This is a genomic window from Micromonospora sp. H33 (genome assembly GCF_052068455.1).
Classification (GTDB): Bacteria; Actinomycetota; Actinomycetes; order Mycobacteriales; family Micromonosporaceae; genus Micromonospora.
The window spans coordinates 176,800-200,871 of record NZ_JBQHDE010000003.1 but is presented as its reverse complement, the minus strand read 5'-3'; the positions used below and the strand labels follow the sequence as shown (position 1 = coordinate 200,871).

Annotated in this window: 25 protein-coding genes; 6 read left to right on the top strand and 19 right to left on the bottom strand. The window is 73.3% G+C overall.

What is annotated here, in order from left to right; genetic code table 11:
• Positions 1–153: 153 nt before the first annotated feature.
• The 9 genes from ACTMS0_RS10135 to ACTMS0_RS10095 form a co-directional block, all read right to left on the bottom strand.
• On the bottom strand, positions 154–1,338 hold the full coding sequence (locus ACTMS0_RS10135; RefSeq protein ID WP_441154893.1) for an ABC transporter permease: 1,185 nt from the start codon (positions 1,336–1,338) through the stop codon (positions 154–156).
• Positions 1,335–2,237: an ABC transporter ATP-binding protein gene (locus ACTMS0_RS10130; protein WP_441154892.1), complete on the bottom strand. Its 903-nt coding sequence runs from the start codon at positions 2,235–2,237 to the stop codon at positions 1,335–1,337. Before ACTMS0_RS10130 ends, ACTMS0_RS10135 begins: the two co-directional genes overlap by 4 nt.
• Positions 2,234–3,634: an efflux RND transporter periplasmic adaptor subunit gene (locus ACTMS0_RS10125; protein ID WP_441154891.1), complete on the bottom strand. Its 1,401-nt coding sequence runs from the start codon at positions 3,632–3,634 to the stop codon at positions 2,234–2,236. The genes ACTMS0_RS10130 and ACTMS0_RS10125 overlap by 4 nt, the downstream gene beginning before the upstream one ends.
• Positions 3,635–3,675: 41 nt before the next feature.
• Positions 3,676–5,052, bottom strand: coding sequence for a hypothetical protein (locus tag ACTMS0_RS10120; RefSeq protein WP_441154890.1), 1,377 nt, complete (start codon positions 5,050–5,052; stop codon positions 3,676–3,678).
• A gap of 130 nt (positions 5,053–5,182) precedes the next feature.
• Complete coding sequence (locus ACTMS0_RS10115; RefSeq protein WP_441154889.1) at positions 5,183–6,508, bottom strand: hypothetical protein; 1,326 nt, start codon at positions 6,506–6,508, stop codon at positions 5,183–5,185.
• A 93-nt stretch (positions 6,509–6,601) separates the two neighbouring features.
• Positions 6,602–6,937, bottom strand: coding sequence for a YrdB family protein (locus ACTMS0_RS10110; protein ID WP_441154888.1), 336 nt, complete (start codon positions 6,935–6,937; stop codon positions 6,602–6,604).
• Positions 6,937–7,518: a TetR/AcrR family transcriptional regulator gene (locus ACTMS0_RS10105; protein WP_441154887.1), complete on the bottom strand. Its 582-nt coding sequence runs from the start codon at positions 7,516–7,518 to the stop codon at positions 6,937–6,939. The genes ACTMS0_RS10110 and ACTMS0_RS10105 overlap by 1 nt, the downstream gene beginning before the upstream one ends.
• Entirely contained in the window at positions 7,511–8,311 is an 801-nt protein-coding gene (locus ACTMS0_RS10100) for an alpha/beta fold hydrolase (RefSeq protein ID WP_441154886.1), read from the bottom strand. Before ACTMS0_RS10100 ends, ACTMS0_RS10105 begins: the two co-directional genes overlap by 8 nt.
• Before the next feature lie 109 nt (positions 8,312–8,420).
• Entirely contained in the window at positions 8,421–9,341 is a 921-nt protein-coding gene (locus tag ACTMS0_RS10095; RefSeq protein ID WP_441154885.1) for a proline dehydrogenase family protein, read from the bottom strand.
• A 173-nt stretch (positions 9,342–9,514) separates the two neighbouring features.
• On the opposite strand from ACTMS0_RS10095, the gene ACTMS0_RS10090 reads away from it, so the two are divergent.
• The 3 genes from ACTMS0_RS10090 to ACTMS0_RS10080 are packed head-to-tail and all read left to right on the top strand — an operon-like array spanning position 9,515 to position 11,568.
• Positions 9,515–9,793 (top strand): hypothetical protein, encoded by a 279-nt coding sequence (locus tag ACTMS0_RS10090; RefSeq protein WP_441154884.1) that lies wholly within the window; start codon positions 9,515–9,517, stop codon positions 9,791–9,793.
• Position 9,794: 1 nt separating this feature from the next.
• Entirely contained in the window at positions 9,795–10,961 is a 1,167-nt protein-coding gene (locus ACTMS0_RS10085; RefSeq protein WP_441154883.1) for a glutathionylspermidine synthase family protein, read from the top strand.
• Between the two features lie 19 nt (positions 10,962–10,980).
• Entirely contained in the window at positions 10,981–11,568 is a 588-nt protein-coding gene (locus ACTMS0_RS10080; protein ID WP_441154882.1) for a CGNR zinc finger domain-containing protein, read from the top strand.
• Positions 11,569–11,620: 52 nt separating this feature from the next.
• Here the strand turns inward: ACTMS0_RS10080 and ACTMS0_RS10075 are convergent, their stop codons facing one another.
• Both ACTMS0_RS10075 and ACTMS0_RS10070 read right to left on the bottom strand, forming a co-directional pair.
• Positions 11,621–12,427: a sugar phosphate isomerase/epimerase family protein gene (locus tag ACTMS0_RS10075; RefSeq protein WP_441154881.1), complete on the bottom strand. Its 807-nt coding sequence runs from the start codon at positions 12,425–12,427 to the stop codon at positions 11,621–11,623.
• A 74-nt stretch (positions 12,428–12,501) separates the two neighbouring features.
• Positions 12,502–13,446, bottom strand: a complete 945-nt coding sequence (locus ACTMS0_RS10070; protein WP_441154880.1) for a Ppx/GppA phosphatase family protein — start codon at positions 13,444–13,446, stop codon at positions 12,502–12,504.
• Positions 13,447–13,520: 74 nt separating this feature from the next.
• On the opposite strand from ACTMS0_RS10070, the gene ACTMS0_RS10065 reads away from it, so the two are divergent.
• On the top strand, positions 13,521–14,330 hold the full coding sequence (locus ACTMS0_RS10065; protein ID WP_441154879.1) for a hypothetical protein: 810 nt from the start codon (positions 13,521–13,523) through the stop codon (positions 14,328–14,330).
• Between the two features lie 51 nt (positions 14,331–14,381).
• Here the strand turns inward: ACTMS0_RS10065 and ACTMS0_RS10060 are convergent, their stop codons facing one another.
• From ACTMS0_RS10060 to ACTMS0_RS10035, 6 genes are read right to left on the bottom strand one after another with little or no spacing between them, the layout of a single operon-like run.
• A complete protein-coding gene (locus ACTMS0_RS10060) occupies positions 14,382–14,597 on the bottom strand; it encodes a hypothetical protein (protein ID WP_441154878.1) in 216 nt (71 codons plus the stop codon).
• Positions 14,598–14,610: 13 nt separating this feature from the next.
• On the bottom strand, positions 14,611–15,783 hold the full coding sequence (locus ACTMS0_RS10055; protein ID WP_441154877.1) for an MFS transporter: 1,173 nt from the start codon (positions 15,781–15,783) through the stop codon (positions 14,611–14,613).
• Positions 15,784–15,838: 55 nt separating this feature from the next.
• On the bottom strand, positions 15,839–16,231 hold the full coding sequence (locus ACTMS0_RS10050; RefSeq protein WP_441154876.1) for a universal stress protein: 393 nt from the start codon (positions 16,229–16,231) through the stop codon (positions 15,839–15,841).
• Complete coding sequence (locus ACTMS0_RS10045) at positions 16,228–17,730, bottom strand: tripartite tricarboxylate transporter permease (protein WP_441154875.1); 1,503 nt, start codon at positions 17,728–17,730, stop codon at positions 16,228–16,230. The genes ACTMS0_RS10050 and ACTMS0_RS10045 overlap by 4 nt, the downstream gene beginning before the upstream one ends.
• A complete protein-coding gene (locus ACTMS0_RS10040; protein WP_441154874.1) occupies positions 17,731–18,417 on the bottom strand; it encodes a tripartite tricarboxylate transporter TctB family protein in 687 nt (228 codons plus the stop codon).
• Between the two features lie 5 nt (positions 18,418–18,422).
• On the bottom strand, positions 18,423–19,433 hold the full coding sequence (locus tag ACTMS0_RS10035; RefSeq protein WP_441154873.1) for a Bug family tripartite tricarboxylate transporter substrate binding protein: 1,011 nt from the start codon (positions 19,431–19,433) through the stop codon (positions 18,423–18,425).
• A 99-nt stretch (positions 19,434–19,532) separates the two neighbouring features.
• On the opposite strand from ACTMS0_RS10035, the gene ACTMS0_RS10030 reads away from it, so the two are divergent.
• The gene (locus ACTMS0_RS10030) at positions 19,533–21,227 is read left to right on the top strand and encodes an ATP-binding protein (RefSeq protein WP_441154872.1); all 1,695 of its coding nucleotides are present in this window, start codon (positions 19,533–19,535) and stop codon (positions 21,225–21,227) included.
• Positions 21,224–21,898 (top strand): response regulator, encoded by a 675-nt coding sequence (locus ACTMS0_RS10025; protein ID WP_441154871.1) that lies wholly within the window; start codon positions 21,224–21,226, stop codon positions 21,896–21,898. Before ACTMS0_RS10030 ends, ACTMS0_RS10025 begins: the two co-directional genes overlap by 4 nt.
• Before the next feature lie 146 nt (positions 21,899–22,044).
• Here the strand turns inward: ACTMS0_RS10025 and ACTMS0_RS10020 are convergent, their stop codons facing one another.
• Complete coding sequence (locus tag ACTMS0_RS10020; protein ID WP_441154870.1) at positions 22,045–22,728, bottom strand: response regulator; 684 nt, start codon at positions 22,726–22,728, stop codon at positions 22,045–22,047.
• Between the two features lie 13 nt (positions 22,729–22,741).
• Positions 22,742–24,037: a sensor histidine kinase gene (locus ACTMS0_RS10015; protein ID WP_441154869.1), complete on the bottom strand. Its 1,296-nt coding sequence runs from the start codon at positions 24,035–24,037 to the stop codon at positions 22,742–22,744.
• Positions 24,038–24,072: the final 35 nt, after the last annotated feature.

The window sequence follows — 24,072 nt, the reverse complement described above, 5'->3', positions numbered from 1 at the left end:
GGGGAGCTTCCGCCCGGACCGGCGACGCGCGTGTTACCAGTACGGTAGCGGGGCCGCTGTGACCGGCGCGATCCCTTCGTACAACTGATCATAATTCGCACGGGTGTCGGACCGGGTGTTACGTCGTTTACCGACCTTCGTCCGGATCACCGCTCACTCGGACCGCAGCGCCACGACCGGATCGAGCCGCCCGGCACGCTGGGCGGGCACCACGCCGAACACGATCCCCACCGCGGCCGAGACGCCGAACGCCAGCGCCAGCGACCACCATGTGACCGCCGCCGGGATCGGCGACACGGCCGCCACGGTCAGGGCCGTGCCGACGCCGAGGGCCATGCCGGTCAGGCCGCCGATCGAGGTGAGCAGCACCGCCTCCAGCAGGAACTGCACGCCGATGTCCCGCGGGCGGGCACCGACCGCCTTGCGCAGCCCGATCTCCCTCGTCCGCTCGCGGACCGAGACCAGCATGATGTTGGAGACGCCGACGCCGCCGACCAGCAGCGAGATGCCGGCGATCGCGGCCAGCACCCCGGTGAGGATGCCGAGGATGTCACCGAGGACACCGAGGATCTGCTCCTGGGTGACCGCGCTGAACTCGGTCCCCGGGTGCCGGCGGGTCAGCTCGGCGACGATCCGCTCGCCCAACTCGTCGATCCGCTCGCGGTCCGGCGCCTTCACCGCGATGCCGTCGATCCGCTGCGTGCCGTAGAGCCGCTGGGCGGCGGTGACCGGCACGTGGACCTCGTCGTCCCGGTCCACACCGAGGCTCTGGCCGAGCGGGGCGAAGACCCCGATCACCCGGAACCGCACCCCGGAGACGGTGACCTGCTGGCCGACCGGATCCCGGTCCGGGAAGAGTGCCCGCGCCACCGACGCGCCCAGCACCGCCACCCGGCGGCTGGTGTCCACGTCGGACCCGGTGAGGTAGCGGCCCCGGGCCAGCTCGCGGGTGAACACGGCGGGGGTCGTCTCCAGTACGCCCTGCACCGTGCTGAAGTCCGACCGGGCACCCGCCCGGACGGTGGCGCCGGAGGCGACGGTGACGGCCACCCGGTCGGGGTCACCGACCACCCGGGACACCGCGTCGACGTCGTCCAGGGTCAACGGGGAGAGCGCGGGTGCGGACCCCACGTCGATCCGGCCGGGTACGACCAGCAGCAGGTTGGAGCCCAGCCCCTCGACCTGCTGCTCGACCTTCTGCTTGGTGCCGGTGCCGATGGCGACGAGGATCACCACCGAGGCCACGCCGATGATGACGCCCAGCATGGTCAGGGCACTGCGCAGGCGGTTGGCCCGCAGCGCGTCCAACGCCACCCGCCAGGCCTCGGCGAGCCTCACGAGCCGGACCCCGCGTCGGCCGACAGACCGGGCCCTCCACCGGCCGGTCCCGCCGCCGCGCGGCGCCCGGTGGCTCCGGCGGCGCCACCGGTGCCACCGGACGGGTGCCCCGGACCGCTTCCGGACGCGGACCGGGACTCCGCGCTGGGAGCGGGTACCAGTGTGTCAGGCGGCCCCGCGTCCCCCGACACCGGTGGATCATGACGCTCGCCGGTGGCGCTGTCCGCGACGACCACCCCGTCGCGCATCGCGATCCGGCGGCGGGCCCGGGCGGCCACCTCGTTGTCGTGGGTGACCATCACCAGCGCCACGCCGGACTCGGCGTTGAGCCGTTCCAGCAGCTCCAGCACAGCCGCGCCGGTGACGCTGTCGAGATTGCCGGTGGGCTCGTCGGCCAGCAGCACCGTCGGATCGGTGACCAGGGCGCGGGCGATCGCCACCCGCTGCTGCTCGCCGCCGGACAGCTGGTTCGGCCGGTGGTCGAGGCGGTGCCCGAGACCGACCCAGCCGAGCATGGCGGCGGCCCGTTCCCGCCGCTGCCGGGCACTCACTCCCCGGTAGACCAGGGGCAGGGCCACGTTGTCCACCGCGGAGGTACGGGGCAGCAGGTGGAACGCCTGGAAGACGAAGCCGATGGTCTCGTTGCGCAGCGCCGCGAGTTCCCCGGCGGAGAGGCTGTCCACCTCGCGGCCGCCGATCGCCAGATGGCCACCGGTCGGCCGGTCCAACCCGCCGAGCAGGTGCATGAGGGTCGACTTGCCGGAGCCGGACGGCCCCACCAGGGCCACGTAGTCGCCCGGCGCGACGGTCAGCGACACCCCGCGCAGAGCCGGCACCGAGACACCGTCGAGCTGGTACGTGCGGGACACGTCCACGGCCTCGATCGCCGGGGCGGTCACCCCAGCTCCTGGCCGTCGCGGACCTGGTCGGCGCCCCGGACCACGACCCGGTCGCCGGCCTGCACCCCGCTGACGATCTGCACCAGGTCCTGGCCCTGGACGCCCACCGTCACCGCCGCCCGCTCGGCCCGGCCGTCCCGCACCACCCAGACCACGTCCCGCCCGTCGGCGGAGAAGACGGCCGACGCCGGCACGGTGACCGCGTCGGTGGCCTCCCGCACCTGGAGGCGGACCACCGCGTTCATGCCCGGTCGCGGGGTCGGCGCCGGCTCCCCCTCGCCGAACCGGCCCGCGCCGAGGGCCAGCCGGACCCGGTAGCCCACCCCGCCCCGCGCCGACGTGGTGGGCAGAACGTCGACCGAGCGGACCGTGGCCTCGTACGTGGCGCCGGGGACCGCGTCCAGCTCGACGGTCGCGGCCAGCCCCGCCTTCACCAGCAGGACGTCGGTCTCGTCCACCTCGGCGAGCAGCCCGAGCTGGCCGGTGTCGACAATGGTCAGCACCGGCGTCCCGGCCGTGACCAGGCCACCCACCGGGACGGCGACGTCCACCCCGGGCGGCGGGCCGGCCGGCACCGGACCGAGCGCCGACGGGTCGAGCCCGGACGCCGCACCCCCGCCGAGCAACCCCGCCAGGGCGTCCGGTGCGACACCGCCGCCGGTGGTCGTCCCACCCATCTGCACGACACCGCCGATCGGGGCGCGCAGGGTCAGCGCGTCGACGGTCGCCTTCGCCAGGTCGTACGCCTGCTGGGCCTGGAGCCGCTGGGCGGTGGCGAGCGCGCCGACGGCCGCGTTGAGGTTGCTCACGCCGCGCTGCACCGCGCGGACGGCGCGGTCGGCGGCACGCGCGGCCGCCTCGTACCGCTGCTGAGCGTCCCGGACCTGGAGCAGCAACGCCTCCCGCAGCTTCGGATCACTGATCTTCGCCGCAGCGGCGCGGGCCGCCGCGTACGTCTCGTCGGCGGCCCGGTCGGTGCCTCGCAGTCCGCCGGTCAGGTCTCCCCCGCCGCCACCGCGCCCGGCCCGCTTCGCGGCGGCGAGCGCCTCCCGGGCCTGCCGGAGCCGCTCCTCCGCCTGCGGTGAGTCGATGACCGCGAGCACCTGCCCGCGCCGGACCCGCTGGCCGGGCTGCACGCGGAGGCTCGCCAGCGTCCCGTCGGCGGCGGCGGTGAGGGTGGCGGCGGCCCGGGCGGTCACGGTGGCCGGCGCGTCGATGACCTCGGCGACGGCGGTCCGGCCGGCGGCCGCGAGGGCGACCGGTGACTCCTCCCCGCCGCACGAGGCGGCGGTGGTGCCGGTCAGGACGACGACCGCGAGGAGGGCGGTGAGCAGACGGGGGCGGAAGCGCGTGGCTGCGGGCAGCCGCGGCGAGTCGGTGCGGCGCACACGCCCCATGCTACGAGGGCACGTCGACGTCCGACGATACGGCCGGCTCGTCAGCCCGCGACGCCCCGGATGTGCTTGACGCAGTCGTCGTGGAGGGTGGACCAGGGCACGCCGAAGACCTCGTCGGAGGTCTGTCTCGGGATCCGGCGGTCGTGGATCACGGCCTTGACGAAGGCGAACACCCGCTCCTCGCCGAACCGGTCGACGAGGTACCGGACGGCGAGGTACGCGATCCCGTAGCTACCGGTCACCCGCGCGTCCGGGGTGTTCTCGTCGGGGGCGAGGTTGTCGAGCTTCCCGTCCCAGCCGCGGTTGACCAGCCGCCGCGTCGCGCTCAGCCCGACGTACCGGCCGATCGCCCGCCCGTCGGCACCCGCGTGTTCGGCCAACCCTTCGGTCAGCCACCACGTCGAGTCGCTCCGATTGTCGTGGTCAGGCAGCGAGGCGACGTGCGCCAGCTCGTGCCGGAGTATCTCGTCCAGGCCGGCGGCGGTGTACCGGTTGTCCTTGAGCACGACCTCGTGGTCGCCGCCGACGCCGATCGCGTACCCGGCGACCCACTCCGGCTGGTCGCCGCCGTACCAGCGCTTCCACTCGCCGGGTCCGGCGTAGTAGATCCGGTACCGGTCGGGTCGGGCAGCGCCGACCACGTACTGATCGGCCACCTTGGCCGCCGCCTCGGCCCGCGCCAGCAGGTTCGGCAGCCGCTTGCGAAACGCCGGGGTGGTCGCCACGAGCGTGCGCTTCCCCACCGCGACGACGAGGTCGCTCATCTCCCAGGGCAGGCCGCCGACCTGCACGGTGCCCCGGCCGGCCAGCCGCGGCACGGGCTTCGACCTCGCCTGCTCCAGCAGGCGGGGCTCCGCACCGCCCACCCGCCAGCGGGTCTCCACGAGCAGCGAGCTGGGCCGGCAGTTCGGCGCCACGAAGCAGTACCGGAACTCGACCGACAACCGCCACTCACCCGGCCGGCCGGCCTCGGTGGGCAGGCCCTTCGGGCGGGCCTGCCAGCTGCTCACCCGCAGCGCCCGGAGCGTGGCGAACCGGCGGCGCAGGTCGGCCTGCACGGCGGGCTCCGCGATGGCCAGGAACCCGGCCCGGTCTCCGCGGAGCAGCGCGGTGGACTGCCGTTCCAGCTGCACGGTGATCCGGTCGGCGAGCTGCCGGGCGGCACGGGTGGTCGGGTTCTCGGCCCGCGCGACGACCCCGGCGAACATCCTGGCATCGGCCCCGCCGACCGCACCGGCCGGCAACGCCGTGAGCAGGCCCAAGGTGAGCAGCACCAGGACCGCGACCAACGCCGACCACAACGGCCAGCGCCGGCGCGGTCGCCGGTCGGGAGCCGCATGCGGTGCCGGTTCGGTCACCGGGCCCGGCGCGGCGGGCGTCGTCGGCGGATGGTCGTCGGTCAGGGGCTCCCCGTTCATCACGCGGCGAAGGGTACGACCCTGCGACCGTCCGGTCTCCACCGGGCCCTGCCACGAGGCCGGTCGACCGATCACGGTGCGCGCCGTCCGCAGTGGACGCCAGGAGTGCATTGACGGCTGGCGATGCGGCTCAGCCGGCGACCGAGCGGGCGTACGCGACGCACTCGTCGTGCAGGACCGACCAGGGGGTGTCGAACACCTCGTCGGCGGCCTCGTCGAGCGACCGCCCCTCGTGCGCCACGGATCGGAAGAAGGCGAGCAGCCGCTCGGTGCCGAACCGGTCCACCAGGTGCTGCACCGCCAGGTAGGCGAGCCCGTAGCTGCCGGAGACCCGGTCGGCCGAGGCGTTGTGGGCCGGCGCGAGGCGGTCGAGCCGCCCGGACCAGTCCCCGGTGATCAGCTGCCGTACGTCCGCCAACCCGTCGTACCGGTCGACCGGCCGGCCGTCGACGCCCGCGTACTCGGCCACCCCCTCGATCAGCCACCACGTCCGGGCGCCCGGATAGCCGCCCTCGGGCATGGTGGCGGCGTGGGTCAGCTCGTGGCGGAGCAGGTCGTCGAGTCCGGTCTCGGTGAGGCTGTCGGCGTTCAGCACCACCTCGTGGTGGCCGCCACCGACGGTGACCGCGTACCCCGCCGTCCACTTGGGCCGGCCGCCGCCGTACCAGCGCTTCCACTCGGTCCGGCCCGCGTGGAAGATCCGGTACCGGTCCGGTGTCCGCCCGTCGACGGCGTAGGTGTCGGCGATCCGGGCGGCTGCTTCGGCCCGCGCCAGCAGGTCGGGCAGCCGCTTGCGCAGCGCCGGCGTGGTGGCGACGACGGTACGCTCGCCGACCGCGACGACCAGGTCGCTGATCTCCCAGGGCCGGGTGCCGGCCGACCGCGACGCGGACGGCTCGACGGCGAGCAGCTTGGGTTGCGTGCCGTCCCGCCAGCGGGTGGCCGTCAGCACCGGGCTGGTCCGGCAGTCCGGCACGGCGAAGCAGTACCGGAACTCGACCATCACCCGCCACTCGCCGGGCCGGCCCTCGACCGGCGTCGGCAGGCCGTCCGGCCGGGCCTGCCAACCGGTCACCCGCAGCGCCCGCAGCGCCGTGAAGCGACGCCCCAGCTCGGCGTGGACCGCCGGTTCGGCCACGGCCAGCCACCCCGCCCGGTCGCCGCGCAGCAGCGCGGCCGACTGGCGGTCGAGCTGCGCGCCGATCCGCTCGGCGAACTGGCGCGCGACGACGGTCGCCGGGTCGACGGCCGCCACGGCGGGCCGGCCGGGTCCGGCGCTTCCCTGCCCGCCGGCCAACAGCGCCGCCGGCAGGCCGCAGGCGAGCAGCACCACCACGGCCGCCAGCGCCGTCCACAGCGCCCAGCGCCGCGACCGGCGGGGTGGCTCCTCGGGTACGACCGCCACCGGCTCGTCCGGCGCGGGTCCGCCGTCGGTCCCGTGTTCCCCGTCTGTCACGACGCGAAGGGTACGACCCATCCGGCGCGGACGACATCGCGAGGAGAGCCGGTTTGTGCAGACTGCTCGCGCCGATGGTGGTGGCCCGAGGGCTCAGGCGGGCCGGCCCGCCCGGCGGAGCAGGGTCACGGTGACCGCCCAGGTGGCGACCAACACGGCACCGGCCAGGGGCCACCCGAGCAGGGCGAGGATTCCACCGCCGACCAGGAACCAGGCTGCCTGGAAGGCGTGCTTCGCCGCCGGGCTCAGCCGCACCCGGGCCTTGGGCGAGCCGAAGACACCCCAGAGCACCGCGAGCAGCAGCGGTACGCCGAAGGCGGCGAGGAGCCGGACGGCCGTGCTCGCCGCCAGCGTCCAGCCCCACCAACCGGCGACGACCAGCACCGCCATCTCCAGCAGGAAGAGCAGCAGCAGGCCGAGGACGTACATCAGTCCTCCTTTTTCGCGGTCGGCCAGGAGCGGAAGGCGTCGTCCAAGCCGTCGAGCAGCCGGTCGAACGAGCGGTCCACGTCCTGCGGAAGCCCGAACCCGCCGGCCGCCTCCAGTGACACGAAGCCGTGCACGGCGCTGCGGAACATGCGTACCGCGTCGACGGCCGGCTCGCCTGTCACCCCGTACCCCCGGAGGATGGCGTAGACGACGCCGACCGCGCGCTCCCCCGCGGCCCGGTGCTCCGGATCGGCCGGGTCGGGCGCCCGCTGCGCGGCCGGATAGCGGCCGGGGTGCCGGCGTGCGTACGCCCGGTAGGCGGTGGCGACCGCGCGGAGCGCGTCGGCGCCGGCGTGACCGGCGGCGGCCGCGGTCATCTCGTCGGCGATCTCGGCGGTCGCCAGCGCGGCCAGGCGCTGCGCGAGCGCGTCGGCGCCCCGGATGTGTTTGTAGAGGCTCGGCAGCGCGACGCCGAGCCGGGTGGCCAGGGCGGCGAGGGTGAGCCGGTCGTGACCGACCTCGTCGGCGAGCCGGGCCGCCTCGCGCACGACGATGTCCGGAGTGAGGCCGGCCCTAGGCACCCCGGGTCACCGCCAGGAACTCGGTGAGCTGCGCGGCGGTCGCCTCCGGCTGGTCGGCGTGCGGGTAGTGGCCGGAATCGTCGATCATCCGGGCCTCGGCGGTCGTGAACAGCCGCCGGGCGGCGCGGGCCTCCGCGCCCGGGTCGGGAAAGTCGGGGTCCTTCGCGCCCATCAGCACCAGCACCGGTTGCCGGACCTGCGGCGCCCGGGCGGTCCAGTGCGGCTCGGCGGGCGCGATCACGCCCCGGGTCGCGGCCATCCGGCCGGGCTCCCGCAGCCTGGCCACCATGGCCTTCCGGTACGCCGTGTCGTCGGCCGGCCGCCGGACCGGGAAGAGCGTGCGGTGGAACGCCCCGAACAGCCGTGGACTGCGCAGCACCACGAACTGGGCCAGCCGCATCGCCGGGTTCGGCTTCGCCTGACCGACGAACGCGCCGATCTGCACGATGCCGCTGACCAGCTCCGGGGCGTCCGTGGCGGCGAAGACCACGGCCGCCGCGCTGGACGAGCTGCCGACCAGGGTGGCCGGCCCACCGCCGAGGTCACGGACGACCGCGAGGAAATCGGCGCCGACCTCGGCCGGGGCGTACGTGGGCCAGCCGGCGCTCGACTCGCCGTGCCCGCGCACGTCCACGGCCGCCACCCGGTAGCCCGCCTCGACGAGCAGCGGCACGAGGTGGCGGAACGAGCCGCGGTTCTCCCCCATGCCGTGCGACAGCACGACCAGCGGGCCCTGCCCGTGCACCTCGTACGCGATCCGTCCACCCGGCCGCCCCACAGAGCTAACACTCATAGCTCTGAAGCTAACTCGGTTAGCCAGCGCCGTCAAGCGGCCCGGGAAAGACGGACGGGCCGGCGGCGACCAGGAGGTCACCACCGACCCGTGGACGGTGTTTGCGACGCTACTTCTTCGAGGCCAGGGCGCGGGCGAAGAACGCCAGGTTGGCGGGGCGCTCGGCGAGACGGCGCATCAGGTAGCCGTACCACTCGTCGCCGTACGGGACGTAGGTGCGCACGATGTAGCCCTCACCGACGAGACGCTTCTGCTCCTCGGGGCGGATGCCGTACAGCATCTGGAACTCGAACTGGTCCGGGCCGCGGTCGAACCAGCGGGCCCGGTCCTCACCGATCGCGATCAGCCGGGGGTCGTGGGTGGCGAGCATCGGGTAACCGTCGCCGGACATCAGGATGTTGAGGCAGCGGACGTACGACTTGTCCACCTCGCGGGCGGACTGGTACGCCACCGACTCGGGCTCCTTGTACGCGCCCTTGCACAGCCGCACCCGGGAGCCGGCCCCGGCCAGTTCGCGGCAGTCCGACTCGGTGCGCCGCAGGTACGCCTGGAGCACCGCGCCGGTCGACGGGTAGTCCTTGCGCAGCTTGGTGAGGATGTCCAGCGTCGAGTCGGTGGTGGTGTGGTCCTCCATGTCCAGGGTGACCGTGGTGCCCGCCTCGTCGGCCGCCGCGCAGATCGCCCGCGCGTTCTCGTACGCGAGCTGCTCGTCGAACATCTGGCCCAGCGCGGAGAGCTTGACGCTCACCTCGGCGGCCGGGGTGACGCCGGCGGCGGAGAGCATCCCCAGCAGCTTCAGGTACTCGTCCCGGATGGCGTTCGCCTGCTCGGGGGTGACGGTGTCCTCGCCGAGGTGGTCGAGGGTGACCGCTAGACCGTCGTCGACGAGTTCGCGGGTCGCGCGCAACGCGTCGTCGGTCTTGGCGCCGGCGACGAACCGGCGCACGACGTCCCGGGTGAACGGGGCCGTCGCGACGAGCCGCTCGACCTGGGATGACCGGGAGGCGGCGAGAATGACGGAACGGAGCATGAGCTGAGCGTAACGCCAGCCCCGGTACCCGTGCCGGGCGGCGGCCGGGGGTGTGACGGGCCCGGCGCGCGGCGTGTTAACAGGGGGCCCTTCCACCTCACGAGGCGATAAAAGGGGACCCTTCCTTGCACCTGCACGGGGGACGACGCCGCTGGCGTTCATCGGTTACAACCATGAACGTGACCGAACACCCCCGCCGCCGGCTCCGCTCGGCCTCCGTGCAGCTCGGCGCGCTCACCGCCCTGGCGCTCGCCCTCTCCGGCTGCAACATGACGTCCGACGACGACGATGACGACGACTGCGCCCTCGGCCCGGTCGGCGGTGGCGACACGGTCGCCCTCGCGCTGCGCGTGCCCGAGGCCGGCGCCGGGCGGGTCGCCCCCGACCCGGCGCCGGCCGCGCTGCCGGATCGCGGCGGCTTCGGCACCCACCTCGCCGCCTGCGGCGGCTGACGTGCGCCGGACGCCGGTCACCCCGCGCGCCGGCTGGGACGCGACGATCCGCTCCCAGGGCCTGGTGTACGTGGACACCGAGCTGCCCGACGGCGGGATCATGTCGTACTGGGACGAGACCGCGGCGTACGCCTTCGACCTGGCCGAGGTGCTCCGGCTGGAGGAGGCCACCGAGGAGCTGCACCGGATGTCGGTGGCCGCCGCCGAGCACGTGGTCGCCCGCAACCGGTACGCGGAGTTCGGCATCCCCGCCTGGGCCGCCGAGGCGGTCGCCCGGTCGCTGCGCGAGGCGCCGCCGACCCTCTACGGCCGCTTCGACCTCTGGTACGACGGCAGCTGGCCGCCCAAGCTGCTGGAGTACAACGCCGACACCCCGACCGCGCTGGTCGAGGCGGCCATCGTGCAGTGGTACTGGCTGGAGCACACCCGGCCGGAGCTGGACCAGTGGAACAGCCTGCACGAACGCCTGGTCACCGCCTGGGCCAAGATCGGCGCGAGGCTGCACGACCGCCGGGTGCACGTGGCCTGGTCGAGCGAGGAGGAGTCCGGCGAGGACCAGATGACCGCCGGCTACCTGGCCGAGACCGCCCGCCAGGCCGGCCTCGACGTGGAGCTGCTGGCGATCCAGGAGATCGGCTGGGACGGCCGGCGCTTCGTCGACGCCGCCGACCGCCCGGTCACCACCTGCTTCAAGCTCTACCCGTGGGAGTGGATGCTCGCCGAACCGTACGGGCGGCCGGCGCTGGACCCGGGCACCCCGACCACCTGGATCGAGCCGGCGTGGAAGCTCCTCCTGTCGAACAAGGCGCTGCTCGCGGTGCTGTGGGAGCTGTACCCGGGGCATGAACTGCTGCTTCCCGCGTACCTGGACTCGCCGCGCGGAATGTCCGAGTACGTCGCCAAGCCGCTGCTCGGCCGGGAGGGCGGGTCGGTGCGCATCGTGACCGGCGACACCGAGATCGTCAACCCGGGGATCTACGGCGACGAGGGCTGGTGCTACCAGGAGTTCCGCGCGCTGCCCGAGTTCGCCGGCAACCGGATGGTGCTGGGCAGCTGGGTCGTGGACGGCGAGTCGGCCGGCGCCGGCGTCCGGGAGAGCGCGAGTCTGATCACCGACGGCTACGCGCGGTTCCTGCCGCACTACATCGACGCGCCGCGCGCCTCGTGAGTCGTCTACCGTTGGTGGCGTGAACTTCGACGCGTACGCCCGGACCGGCGTTGATCTCGTCAACGCGCGGCTGGACGACCTCGACGCCCTGCGGGCTCTCTTCCCCGACGACAACGCGTGGATGCGCGACGAAGTGTCGGAGCGGGACCTCGCCACCTTCCGGCGGGCGCAGAAGCGCCTGCGGGACGTCTTCGAGTACGGCACCTCTGGGCGGGACACCCAGGCGGTCGCCGAGCTGAACGCGCTCCTGGAGGCGTACCCGGTGCAGCCCCGCATCTCCGGGCACGACTCCAGCGACTGGCACATGCACGTCACCAGCCGCGGCGCCTCCGTGAGCGCGGAGTACCTGGCCGGCGCCGTGTGGGGCCTGTCGGTCTGGCTCTGCGAGTACGGCAGTGCCCGGTTCGGCGTGTGCGCCGACGAGCGCTGCGGCAACGTCTACCTGGACACCTCGTCGAACTGCTGCCGGCGGTTCTGCTCCGAGCGCTGCGCCACCCGCTCCCACGTGGCGGCGCACCGGGCCCGGAAGCGGGCCGCGATCGGCGAGCAGGTCCCGGTGGCGGCCCAGCCCACCGCCCCGGCGGACACCCTGACGCCGGTCAGCTGACCTGGTCGTCCCGTCCGGTCGGCACCCGCCGGCCGAGCGGAGTGGTCGACGCTCAGGCGTCGACCGGGGACGGGGTGCCGAGGTGCTGCCTCGCGAACTCCAGCGCGGCCCGCAGGTCCGCCTCGCGGTCGGCGCGGCTCTTCGCGCCCCGGGTCGACACCTCCACCGCCACCGACCCGGTGAAGCCACGCCCGGCCAGCGACCGCAGCAGCTCCGCGCAGGGCTGGGTGCCCCGGCCCGGCACCAGGTGCTCGTCGCGCCCCTCCCCGGTGCCGTCGCCCAGATGGACGTGCGCCAGGCCGGCGCCCATCCGATCCGCCATCTCCAGCGAGTCGGTGTGCGAGGCCGCGCAGTGGGACAGGTCGAGGGTGTACGACGGGTAGCCGGTCTCGGTCGGGTCCCAGCCGGGGACGTACGGGACGAATTGCCGCCCGGCCATCCGTACCGGGTACATGTTCTCCACCGGGAACCGCAGCCCGCTGAACCGCCCGGTCACCTCGTGCAGGCCCTCGGTGAAGTTGCGGGCGTAGTCCCGCTGCCACGTGAACGGCGGGTGCACCACCACCGTCGGGGCGCCGAGGGTCTCGGCCAGCTCACCGGAGCGCCGCAGCCGCTCCCACGGGTCGGCGCTCCACACCCGCTGGGTGACCAGCAGGCACGGGGCGTGCACGGACAGCACCGGCACGCCGTAGTGCTTGGCGAGCCCGGCGAGCGCGCCGGCGTCCTGGCTCACGGCGTCCGTCCAGACCATTACCTCCACGCCGTCGTAGCCGAGCGCCGCGGCCAGCTGGAACGCCGCCGCAGTCCGCTCGGGGAAGACCGACGAGGTGGACAGGAGCACCGGGACGCGGGAAGTCACATCGTCGAGGGTAGCGGGCGTCGATGGGACCATCAGGACGAGTGTCCGCAAACTCCGCAGAGCCCGCGCGTACGTCACATCGGCGCGAGCTGATCAAGCCGGCGCAGGATGACGCCCTCCCGCAGCGCCCACGGGCAGACGTCCAGCCTGTCGATGTCGAGGCGGCGCATCACCGCCTCGGCGACGACCGCACCGGCGAGGAGCTGGTGGGCCCGGCTCACGCTCACCCCCTCCAGCTCGACGAGCTGCGCCGGAGGGATGTGCCGGATGAAGCCGAGCACCTGGCGCAGCCCGGAGCGGGTCAGCTGGCGCCGGGCCCACAGGCCGGCTCCGGAGGGGGCCGCCCCGGCGAGCCGGGCCAGCGTGCGGAAGGTCTTCGAGGTGGCGACCGGACGCTCCCAGCCCACCTCGGTCAGCTGATCGACCACCTTGTTCAGCCGGCCGTCCACGTACTCGCGCAGTTCCTCCACCATCTCGGCGGACGGCGGCGCGGCGCTGTCCGGGGAGACCCGGAGGCGGTCGCGGGTGAGCCGGCCCGCCCCCAACGGCAACGAGACGGCGGCGTCCGGCTCCTCGTCGATGCCGGCCGCGATCTCCAGCGAACCGCCGCCGATGTCGAGCACCAGCAGGCGCCCGGCGGACCAGCCGAACCAGCGCCGCACCGCGAGGAAGGTCATCCGGGCCTCGTCCGCACCGGAGAGAACCTCCAGGCGTACGCCGGTCTCGTCGCGGACCCGGGCCAGCACCTGCGCGGAGTTGGTGGCGTCGCGGACCGCCGAGGTGGCGAACGCCAGCAGGTCGTCGGCGTCCAGCCCCGCCGCGGCCTCCTTCGCCGTGCCGACCGCCTTCACCAGGGCGTCCGCACCGGCGTCGGTGAGCGCGCCGTCCGGGCCGATCTGCTCGGCCAGGCGCAGCACGGCCTTCTCCGAGTGCGCCGGCCAGGGGTGGGCACCACGATGGGCGTCGACCACCAGCAGGTGCACCGTGTTGGACCCGACGTCGAGGACACCCAGTCGCATGATGCAAACAGTAGGGCCAACACGTTTGGCCGGCTCGCCGGCCCGCCCTGGTGAGCGCGCGTACGCTGGGCCGGGTGACAGGGCAGACCGAACTCCATGTGCTGGTGGACGACCCGGACGACCCGCGCAGCCGCGAGGTCCCCCTGGACTTCCCCCGCGAGTGGATCGAGTTCGTCGACCCGGCCGACGAGAAGCACCTGGTCCGGGCCGACCTGACGTGGCTGCTGTCCCGCTGGACGTGCGTCTTCGGTCGCGGCTGCCACGGCATCATCGCCGGCCGGGCCGCGGACGGCTGCTGCTCGCACGGCGCGTTCTTCACCGACTCCGACGACGAGAAGCGGGTCCGCGACGCGGTGAAGCGGCTGACGCCGCAGACCTGGCAGCACCACCGGCGTGGCTTCAAGAACTGGACCGCGGACGACACGGTCGACGGCAAGACGCCGGCCCGCCGGACGGCCACCCGGGACGCGGACGGCCCGTGCGTCTTCCTCAACGACGCCGACTTCCCGGGCGGGGGCGGCTGCGCCCTGCACGCGCAGGCGCTGCGGGACGGCGTGCACCCGCTGGAGTACAAGCCGGACGTCTGCTGGCAGCTGCCGATCCGCCGGGACCAGGAGTGGGTCAAGCGGCCGGACAACACCAAGGTGCTGCTGTCCACGCTGGGCGAGTTCGACCGCCGGGGCTGGGGCGCCGGCGGGCACGACCTGGACTGGTGGTGCACCTCGTCCACGGACGCGCACGTCGGCACCGAGCCGATGTACGTCTCGTACGGCCCCGAGCTGACCGCCCTGATCGGCGCCCCCGCGTACGCGAAGCTCGCCGAGCTGTGCGCGGCCCGCCACCGGCAGGGCATGGTCGCCCCCCACCCCGCCGACCCGCTCTGATCCACTTCAGTTGATCTTGGTAGCAAGGTTGCTACCGTTTGACGCGCCGGTCTAGGCCTGCCCGCCGACGGGCAGGACCAGGATGCCGTCGTCGTCGCTGTACACCTCGGCGCCCGGCTGGAAGACGCAGTTGCCGAACGACACCGGCACGTCCCGCTCACCCGCGCCCGCCTTGGCGCTCTTACGGGGGTTGGCGCCGAGCGCCTTGATGCCGATCGGGAGGGTTCGCAGGGCGGCGACATCACGCACGGCACCGTAGATGACCACGCCCGTCCTTCTCTCAATCGGGTTTCGGATTCGCGGGAGGTGAGCGGTGCAGGCCGGTCGCGGCCACGGCAGCGCCGGCCAGGCCGGCGGCGGTGCAGGCGAGCACCCCCGCCGCGCCGGCACCGGCCGCCAGCGCCCCGGCGGCGCTCGGGATCAGCACCTGCCCGAGCCGGTTGCCGGACAGCCGTAGGGACATCGCCCGGCCGCGCAGGCCGGGCGGGGCGGACTCGGCCAGGAACGACATGGTCAGCGGCTGACCGGCGCCCAGCCCCAGCCCGGCGACCGTGACGACCACAGCCATCGCCCACAGCGGCAGCGGCGGCAGCAGCAGCCCGAGGCCGGCGGCGGAGAGCGCGACGGTACCGATCAGCAGCGCGCGCCGACCCACCGCGGCGACCAGGCGGCCCAGCAGCAGCCGGGAGGCCATCGAGGCGGCCGCGCGCAGCCCCAGCAGGACGCCGATCGAGCCGGCGTCGATGCCGCGCTCGGCGCCGAGGGCGGGCAGGTAGACCAGGGTGATGTCGACCGCCGCCAGGACGATGCAGCTGACGGTGAGGGCCCGCACCAGTCCGGGCTGGCGAAGCAGCTCCCGCATCCCGCCCGCATCCGGCCCGGCGGCCCGGCGGTGGTGACCCGACGGCTGGAGGCAGGCGGCGATGACCAACAGTGGCAGGGTCAGAACGGTGGCACCGAGAAAGATGGCTCCGGTGTCCGGGATCGGTCGGTCCCCGCCGAAGAGCACGATCAGGCCGGGACCGAGGGCCTGACCGAGCGAGGCGGCGAACGTGTAGTAGCCGAACGCGGCGTCGTAGCGGTCCGCCGGGGTGCGGTTGGCGACCAGGGCCTGCTGGGCCACCACCGTGCAGAGGTGTCCGGTGCCGAGAACCATGCTGGCCAGCACCAGGCCGGCGACCGAGTGGGCGAGGAACACGAAGCCGAGGCCGGCGGCGGCGAGCAGACCCGACCCGGCCAGCGCGACCCGGCGTTCGCCGAACCGGTCGACGGCGTGGCCGGAGGGGACGGCGAGCACAAGCGGTACGACGGCGAAGCTGGCGCCGAGCACGCCGAGCCAGGCCGACGGCACGTCCAGGTCCAGCGCCCGGTACGCGGACGCCGGGCGGAGCATGAAAGTGACCGCCTGCACCACGATGGTGTGCGCGAGCAGCAGGCCGGTCTGGGTTCGCACGGGGACCCCCCACTTCTCAGGCGGGGGTCCCCGGCGACGGCGCGCGACCTGCCACTCAGTCGGCCTTGACCGCGAGCACCGGGCAGGAGACCCGGAGCAGGATCTCCTGGGCGTTCGACCCCATGATCAGTTTGCCCACCGGGGTCCGGTGCCGGATCCCGATCACCACCAGCGACACGTCCTCCGCCTCGGCGATCTCGACGATCTCCTCGGCCGCGTCCCGGCCGCGCACCAACTGCCGAACGGAGTGCGGCACGCCGGCGGCGGTCAGCTCGCGGGTGGCCCGCTCCAGGTCCGGCTCCTGGGCGAAGCGCGGGTCGACGTACGCGTCCCCGCGCGAGGTGTTCACCACCAGCACCGCCTCGTCACGAAACCTCGCCTGCTCGATGGCGGCCCGCAGGGCCGCCTCGCCGAGCGGAGACGGCACGTATCCCACCAGCACGGTCATCCGGTCACCAACCTTCCGCGCAGCGGACGGACCACGAACCGGCCGATCAGCGGCCAGAGCAGCACCACCACGACCACGGCGTAGATCAGCCAGGACACCCAGCCGCCGATCAGGCCGTGCAGCTCACCGCCGGAGAGCTGCAGCGCCCGTCGGCCCTGCAGTTCGGCGCGCGGGCCGAGAATGACGCCCACGATCAGCGGCAGGATCGGCAGGCCGAAGCGGCGCATGCCGAAGCCGAGCAGGCCAAGGGCGAGCAGCAGGAACAGGTCGAACGGCGAGGCGTTGACCGCGTACGCGCCCATCGAGGCGAAGAAGAGGATCCCGGCGTAGAGGTACGGGCGCGGGATCCGCAGCAGCCGCGCCCACGCCGGGGCGAGTGGCAGGTTGAGCACCAACAGCAGCAGGTTGCCGATGAAGAGGCTGGCGATCAGGGTCCAGACCAGCGCGGACTCCCGCTCGAAGAACAGCGGACCGGGCTGGAAGCCCCACTGCTGGAGGGCGACCAGCATCACCGCGGCGGTGGCGTTGGTGGGCAGGCCGAGGGCGAGCAGCGGCACCAGCGTGCCGGCGGCCGAGGCGTTGTTGGCCGCCTCCGGCCCGGCGACGCCCTCGATCGCGCCCTTGCCGAACTCCTCCGGGTGCTTCGTCAGCTTCTTCTCGGTGACGTAGGACAGGAAGGTCGGAATCTCCGCCCCGCCGGCCGGCAGCGCCCCGAACGGGAAACCGTAGGCGGTGCCGCGCAGCCACGGCTTCCAGGACCGCTTCCAGTCCTGCCTCCCCATCCACGGCTGGCCCACCGGGATCACCTCGGCGGCGCGGCGGCGCAGGTGGGCGGCGATCCAGAGCGCCTCGCCGACGGCGAAGATGCCGACTGCCACAACGACGACGTCGATGCCGTCGGCGAGCTGCGGGATGCCCAGGGTGAGCCGCTGCTGACCGGTCTGGTCGATCCCGACCACGCCGATGATCAGGCCGATCAGCAGCGAGGCGAAGCCGCGTACCCGGGACGCGCCGAGCACCGCGGTGACCGCCACGAACGCGAGCAGCATCAGCGCGAAGTAGTCCGGGGCGCCGAGGCTGATCGCGAACCGCACCACCGGCGGGGCGACCAGCACCAGCAGGAGGGTGGCGATGGTGCCGGCGACGAACGAGCCGATGGCGGCGGTGGCCAGCGCCTGCGCGGCCCGGCCGGCCTTCGCCATCTTGTTGCCCTCGATCGCGGTCACCACGGAGGACGACTCTCCGGGGGTGTTGAGCAGGATCGAGGTGGTCGAGCCGCCGTACATGCCGCCGTAGAAGATGCCGGCGAACATGATGAGCGCCTGGATCGGCTCCATCCCGTAGGTGACTGGCAGCAGCAGCGCCACCGTCATCGCCGGACCGATGCCGGGGAGCACGCCGACGGCGGTGCCGATCGTCACGCCGAGCAGCGCGAACAGCAGGTTGATCGGGGTCACCACGCTGGCGAACCCGTCGAGCAGATTGCCGAGGTTGTCCATCTACAGGATCCCTTGCAGCACGCCGGCGGGCAGGTTGACGCCGAGCCCGATGGCGAAGGTGTAGAACGTGATCAGCGACAGCGCGACGGCGATCAGCAGGTTGCGCACGTAGTGCCGGTTGCCCAGTGCGTACGCCGAGCCCCAGAAGAGCAGGGCGCCGCTGATCACCCAGCCGAGCCGGTCGATCAGCACCGCGTTGACCAGGAACGCGCCGACCAGCAGCAGCACGGTCCGCCAGTCGATCGGGGTGGTCAGGTCGACGTCCTCGCCCGCCTCCGGCTCGCCCGCTCCGCCGCGGGCCACGTCGAGGGCGTAGATCGCCGCGACGATCAGCAGCAGCACGCCGAGCACGATCGGCACCGGCTTGGGGCCGATCGGGTCGGCGGCGTTGACTGCCTGCCCGATGCGCGTCGCGTCGAAGATCACCAGGCCGCCGACCAGGGCGAGGAACGCGCAGACCGCGTACTGCGCCCGGTCCGGCCTGCTCGCCGGCTGCTCGCCGTCGGCCGGGTCGTCCGTCACAAGCGCCGGCGCGACGTCGGCCCGCTCGGGCCGGGCCACCGCTGGCGGCGTACGCTCCGCGCCCGGCTGCTCCGGGATCACCGGAACGGCGGGGGCAGCGCCCGGCTCCGCGGATGCGGCCGGGCGGGACGGCGGATCGCCGCCCCGGTCCGGTCGGGTAGTCATACCGATCACGCCAACCCGAGCTGCTTGAGCACGTCGGCGACCGCCCTGTCCTGCTCGGTCAGGAAGGTAGCGAACTCGTCGCCGGTCACGAAGGCGTCGGTCCAGCCGCGCTTCTTCAGCTCCGCCTTCCACTCCTCGGACTCGTGCATCTTCGTCAGCACGTCGATCCAGACCTTCTTGTCGGCGTCGCTGATGCCCGGCGGCGCGACGATGCCCCGCCAGTTGGTGAAGACCAGGTCGATGCCGGAGGACTTGAGCGTCGGGACGTCCTTGAGCGCCTCGATCGGCGCCTCGCTGGTCACCGCGAGCACGCGGATCTGGCCGGCTTCCACCTGGTCGAGGAACTCCCCGAAGCCGCTGGCGCCAAAGGCAATCTTGTTGCCGAGCAGCGCCGGCAGCAGCTCGCCGCCACCGTCGTACGAGACGAAATTGACCTGGCGGGGGTCGATGCCGACGGTCTTCGCGAGTTGCATCGGCAGCAGGTGGTCCGGGCCGCCGGGCGAGGAGCCGCCGCCGACGGCGATGCCCCTGGGGTTGGCCTTCCAGGCCGCTACCAGATCGTTGATCGTCTTGTACGGCGAGTCCTTCGGCACCACGATGGCGCCGGCCTCCTCGATCAGCTTCGCCAGCGGGGTGGTCTGGGTGAGCGTGGCTGCGGACTTGGAGGTGTACGAGGCACCGACCACGCCCAGCCCCATCTGCATGGCGAGCTTGCCGTTGCCCTTCTCGTTCACCGTCCGCTGCAGGCCCACCGTGCCGCCCGCGCCGGGCAGGTTGAAGACCTGCACCCCGGTGGCGATCTTGGCGTCCTCCATCACCTTCGCCGCCGTGCGGGCCGTGGTGTCGTAGCCACCGCCCGGCGTGTTCGGCACCATGATCCGCAGACCGGTGACCGGCTTACCGTCGCCGCTGGTGGCGCCGCCCTCGTTCTTTTCGGCGGTGGCGCCGCAGGCACCCAGGGCCAACGCCGTGGCGGCGGCGACGCCCATGACCAGCACGTTTCTCCGAGTTGCCATCATGTTTCTCTTCCGTTTCGAATGAGTCCGGCGGCAAGATGATGGCCTCCGGGGGCGCCACCCGTCTGCGTTGTGTCACCAGCGGAAGTTGAGGTCTTTGTGGTCGCGATCACGTCCCGCCGCCGTACCCTGGCCGGGCAGCTGCTGGTCCTCCAGCTCGCGATCATCGTCGTGGTGCTGCTGGCGGTGGCCGCCGTGTCGCTGGCCCAGTCGGCGGCCACGTTCAACCGGGTCGAGGGACGCCGGGTCGCCGCCCTCGGCGAGCAGCTCGCCGGCAACCCACTGCTGCGCGACCGGCTCACCCGGCCCGCACCCGGCGAGACGATCGCCCCGCTGGTACAGAACACGCTGACCCAGTCCGGGGTGACCACGGTCAGCGTCGCCGACGCCCGCGGCCGGGTGGTCAGCTCCACCAACCCGACGCTGGTGGGCAGCCAGGTGGTGCTCGGTGATCCACGGGTGGCGCAGGGCCGGGCCTGGTTCGGCGAGCTGGAGGTCGACGGATCGCGCGAGCTGGTGGCGCAGGTGCCGGTGCTCGGCGACCGGAAGGAGGAGAACCTCGGGCGGCACCTGGGCGTGGTGGTGGTCGGCGAGACGTCGCCGACCTGGTCGCAGCGGGTGCTCGGAGCCTCGTCGTACCTCTTCACCTACCTGGGCATCGCCTGCGCCCTCGGGGTGGCGGGTTCGTGGCTGCTGGCCCGGCGCATCAAGCGGCAGACACTCGGGCTGGAGCCGCGGGAGATCGCCGGCCTGGCCGAGCACCGGGAGGCGCTGCTGCACGGCATCGCCGAAGGGGTGATCGCGCTGGACCCCCAACTGCGGGTCACCCTGGTCAACGCGGGTGGCCGGCGGCTGCTCGACCTGCCCGCGGACTGCCTCGGCCGCAGCCTCGCCGAGCTGCGGATCTCCGGCCGGCTACGGGACGTGCTGGCCGGCGTCGGCGGCCCCGATGCCCGCGACCAGGTCGTGGTCCGGCACGGTCGGGTGCTGGTGATGAACCGGATGACGGTCGCCAAGGACGGCCGCCGGCTCGGCTCGGTGACCACTCTGCGTGACCGCACCGAGCTGGCCCGGCTGGAGCAGGAGATCGGCTCGTTCCGAAGCACCACCGAACTGCTCCGGGCGCAGACCCACGAGTTCGCCAACCAACTGCACACCATCTCCGGGCTGATCCAGATCGGCGAGCACGACGAGGTGGTCCGGTACGTAGAAGCGCTGAGCCGGCACCGGGCGTCGCTCGACCTGACCGTCACCAGCCGGATACACGACACGGCCGTCGCCGCCCTGTTGATGGCGAAGTCGGCGGTGGCCGCGGAGCGCCGCGTGGAGCTGCGGATCTCCGATCGGAGCGGGCTGGACCGGCTGGAGCCGGAGGTCTCGGCCGACGTAGCCACTGTGCTGGGCAACCTGGTCGACAACGCCGTCGAGGCGGTCGCCGGGGGCCGGGAGGGAGTTGGCGGCGGGAGCCCGGACGGCGGCGGAACGGTCCCGGGCGGCGTCGGCCAGCAGGAGCGGCCCGCCTGGGTGGAGGTCGAGCTGCGCCAGGACGCGTCGTCCGTGGAGATCGTCGTCCGGGACAGCGGCCCCGGGGTGGCCCCGGAGCTGGCCCAGGAGGTCTTCACCCACGGCTTCACCACCAAGGCGGCCCAGGGCGGTGAGCGCGGCATCGGACTGGCACTCACCCGGCTGGTCTGCCATCGTCGCGGCGGAGAGGTCGCGGTGACGAACACCGAGGACGGCGCGATGTTCACCGCCCGCATGTCGCTGTCGAGGGCGTTGGAGGAGGTTCGATGATCAAGGTGCTGGTCGTCGACGACGACTTCATGGTGGCCCGGATCCACTGCGGCTTCGTCGACCGGGTGGACGGCTTCGAGGTGGTCGGCACGGCGAACACCGGAGAGCAGGCCATCGCCGCGGTCAACGAGTTCGGGCCCGACCTGGTGCTGCTCGACCTCTATTTGCCCGACATGTTCGGCCTGGACGTGGTGACGCGCCTGCGCGCCGCCCGACGCGACTGCGACATCCTGGTCATCAGCGCCGCCCGGGAGGCCGAGGCGGTACGCCAGGCGGTCCGCTACGGAGCCGTCAACTACCTGCTCAAGCCGTTCGGCTTCGACGAGCTGCGGACCCGGCTCGAGCAGTACGCGGCCCGGCGCACCTCACTACGCGCAGCCGTGGTCAGTGACCAGGCCGACGTCGACCGGGTGTTGTCGCGTACCGGATCGCACATCGCGACCTCGACGCTGCCGGTGGGGTTGAGCCCCCAGACGGCCGAACTCGTCGAACGTGCCCTGCGGGAGATCACCGGCACGCTCTCGGCCGCGGAGTGCGCCAACCGCGTGGGAATCTCCCGGGTGAGCGCCCGCCGCTACCTGGAGCACTTCTCCGGCACCGGCCGCGCCGAGGTCAGCCTGCGGTACGGTGCCGCGGGCCGCCCCGAGCGGCGCTACTCGTGGGTGGGCTGACGCCGGGCTGACCGGCCGATCAGCCCGGGGGGCGTCGGCCAGGGTGCGCGTTGGGCACCGGGATCTTCACCGTCAGGGTCGTCCGCTGAGCGCACGGAACGGGGGCCCGCGCGATCGGCGCGGGCCCCCGTCCCGGGTCCGTCACGTCACGGCTCGAACTTGTAGCCCAGGCCACGGACGGTGACGATGTAGCGCGGAGCGGACGGCTCCGGCTCGATCTTGGAGCGCAGCCGCTTGACGTGCACGTCCAGCGTCTTCGTGTCGCCGACGTAGTCGGCCCCCCAGACGCGGTCGATGAGCTGGCCCCGGGTGAGCACCCGACCGGCGTTGCGCAGCAGCAGCTCCAGCAGCTCGAACTCCTTGAGCGGCAGCTGCACCGCGGCGCCGTCGACGGTGACCACGTGCCGTTCGATGTCCATCCGGACCGGGCCGGCGGCCAGCGTCGGCGCCCCCGACTCGGCCACCTCGGCGCTCTGCCGGCGCAGCACCGCCCGGATGCGGGCGACCAGCTCGCGCGGCGAGTACGGCTTGGTCACGTAGTCGTCGGCGCCGATCTCCAGGCCGACCACCTTGTCGATCTCGCTGTCCCGGGCCGTGACCATGATGATCGGCACGTGCGAGCGCTGCCGGAGCTGGCGGCACACCTCGGTGCCGGACATCTCGGGCAGCATCAGGTCGAGCAGCACGATGTCGGCGCCGGTCCGGTCGAACTCGGTGAGGGCGGAGGGGCCGGTCGCTGCGACAGAAACCTCGAAGCCCTCCTTGCGGAGCATGTACGACAGGGCGTCCGAGAACGACTCCTCGTCCTCCACCACCAGAACGCGGCTCAACGGATATGTCCTTTCATTGCTGTCGGACCTGCCGAAGCTCGGCCGGGCCGGCCTCGATCCCAGCGGAGGGCAGTGTCGCCAGGAGGTCGTCCGGTGGACGGGCGGGCAGCCGGAGGGTGAACGTCGACCCCCCACCAAGAGTGCTCGACACCTCGACCCTTCCGCCATGGTTGCTGGCGATGTGCTTGACGATGGCGAGCCCCAGACCGGTGCCGCCGGTCGCGCGGGACCGGGCCTGGTCGGCCCGGTAGAACCGCTCGAAGATCCGGTCGACGTCGGTCGGTGCGATGCCGATGCCCTGGTCGGCGACGGCGATCGTGACGTGGTCGTCGTCCGCCCGGGCGGTGATGCGGACCGTGGTGTCCTCGCCCGAGTAGTTGATGGCGTTCTCGACCAGATTCGACACCGCCGTGGCGAGTTGGGTGTCGCTGCCGTACACGGTCAGCCCGCGCTCGCCGTCGACCACCACGTCCACCCGGCGGGAGCTGGCGCTGGTCCGCGTACGGTCGACGACCTCGGCGATCACCCAGTCCACCGAGACCGGCTCGGGGGCCGGCTGCGGCTCGGCGCCCTGGAGCCGGGTCAGCTCCAGCAACTCCTGCACCAGCCGCCCCAGCCGGGTGGACTCGTGCTGGATCCGCTCGGCGAACCGGCGCGCCGCGACCAGGTCCTCGGAGAGGTCCGGTTGCCCCTCGCCGGCCGGCTCGGTGGCGTCCAACAGCGCCTCGGCCAGCAGTTGCAGGGCGCCGATGGGGGTCTTCAGCTCGTGACTCACGTTCGCCACGAAGTCGCGCCGGACCCGGGCGACCCGGTGCGACTCGGTCACGTCGGCCGCCTCGACCGCGATGTAACCGGCACCGAGCCCCATCGCCCGCAGGTGCACGCCCAGCGGGTCCCCCGCGTTGTCGCGGCCCCGGGGCAGGTCCAGCTCGATCTCGCGCCGCACGCCGGTGCGCCGGACCTGGCCGGCGAGCGTACGGATCAACGGGTGGGCGGCGACCGAACCCGGCGAGGTGCCGGTGCGGAGCAGCCCCATCGCGCGGGCCGCCGGGTTGACCAGGACGGGCACGTCGTCGGGATCGAGCACGACGACACCGGCCCGTAGGGAGTCGATCGTCCGGCGGCCGAGGCCGGACTGCGGATCCTCGGCTATCGCGAGCCTCCCCCTGCTCCAGAGGAAGCCGGACCAGCGACTCCCCGTCGAAGCGGCACGGTCGCGCAGCGCCGGGACGAACCGGGGCAGCAGCACCCCGGCCGCCAGCCCGGCCACCACGCCCACGGCCACCGCGACCGTCACCGACCACTCCACGCGGCGATCGTATGGTCATTGTTAACCTGGCGACC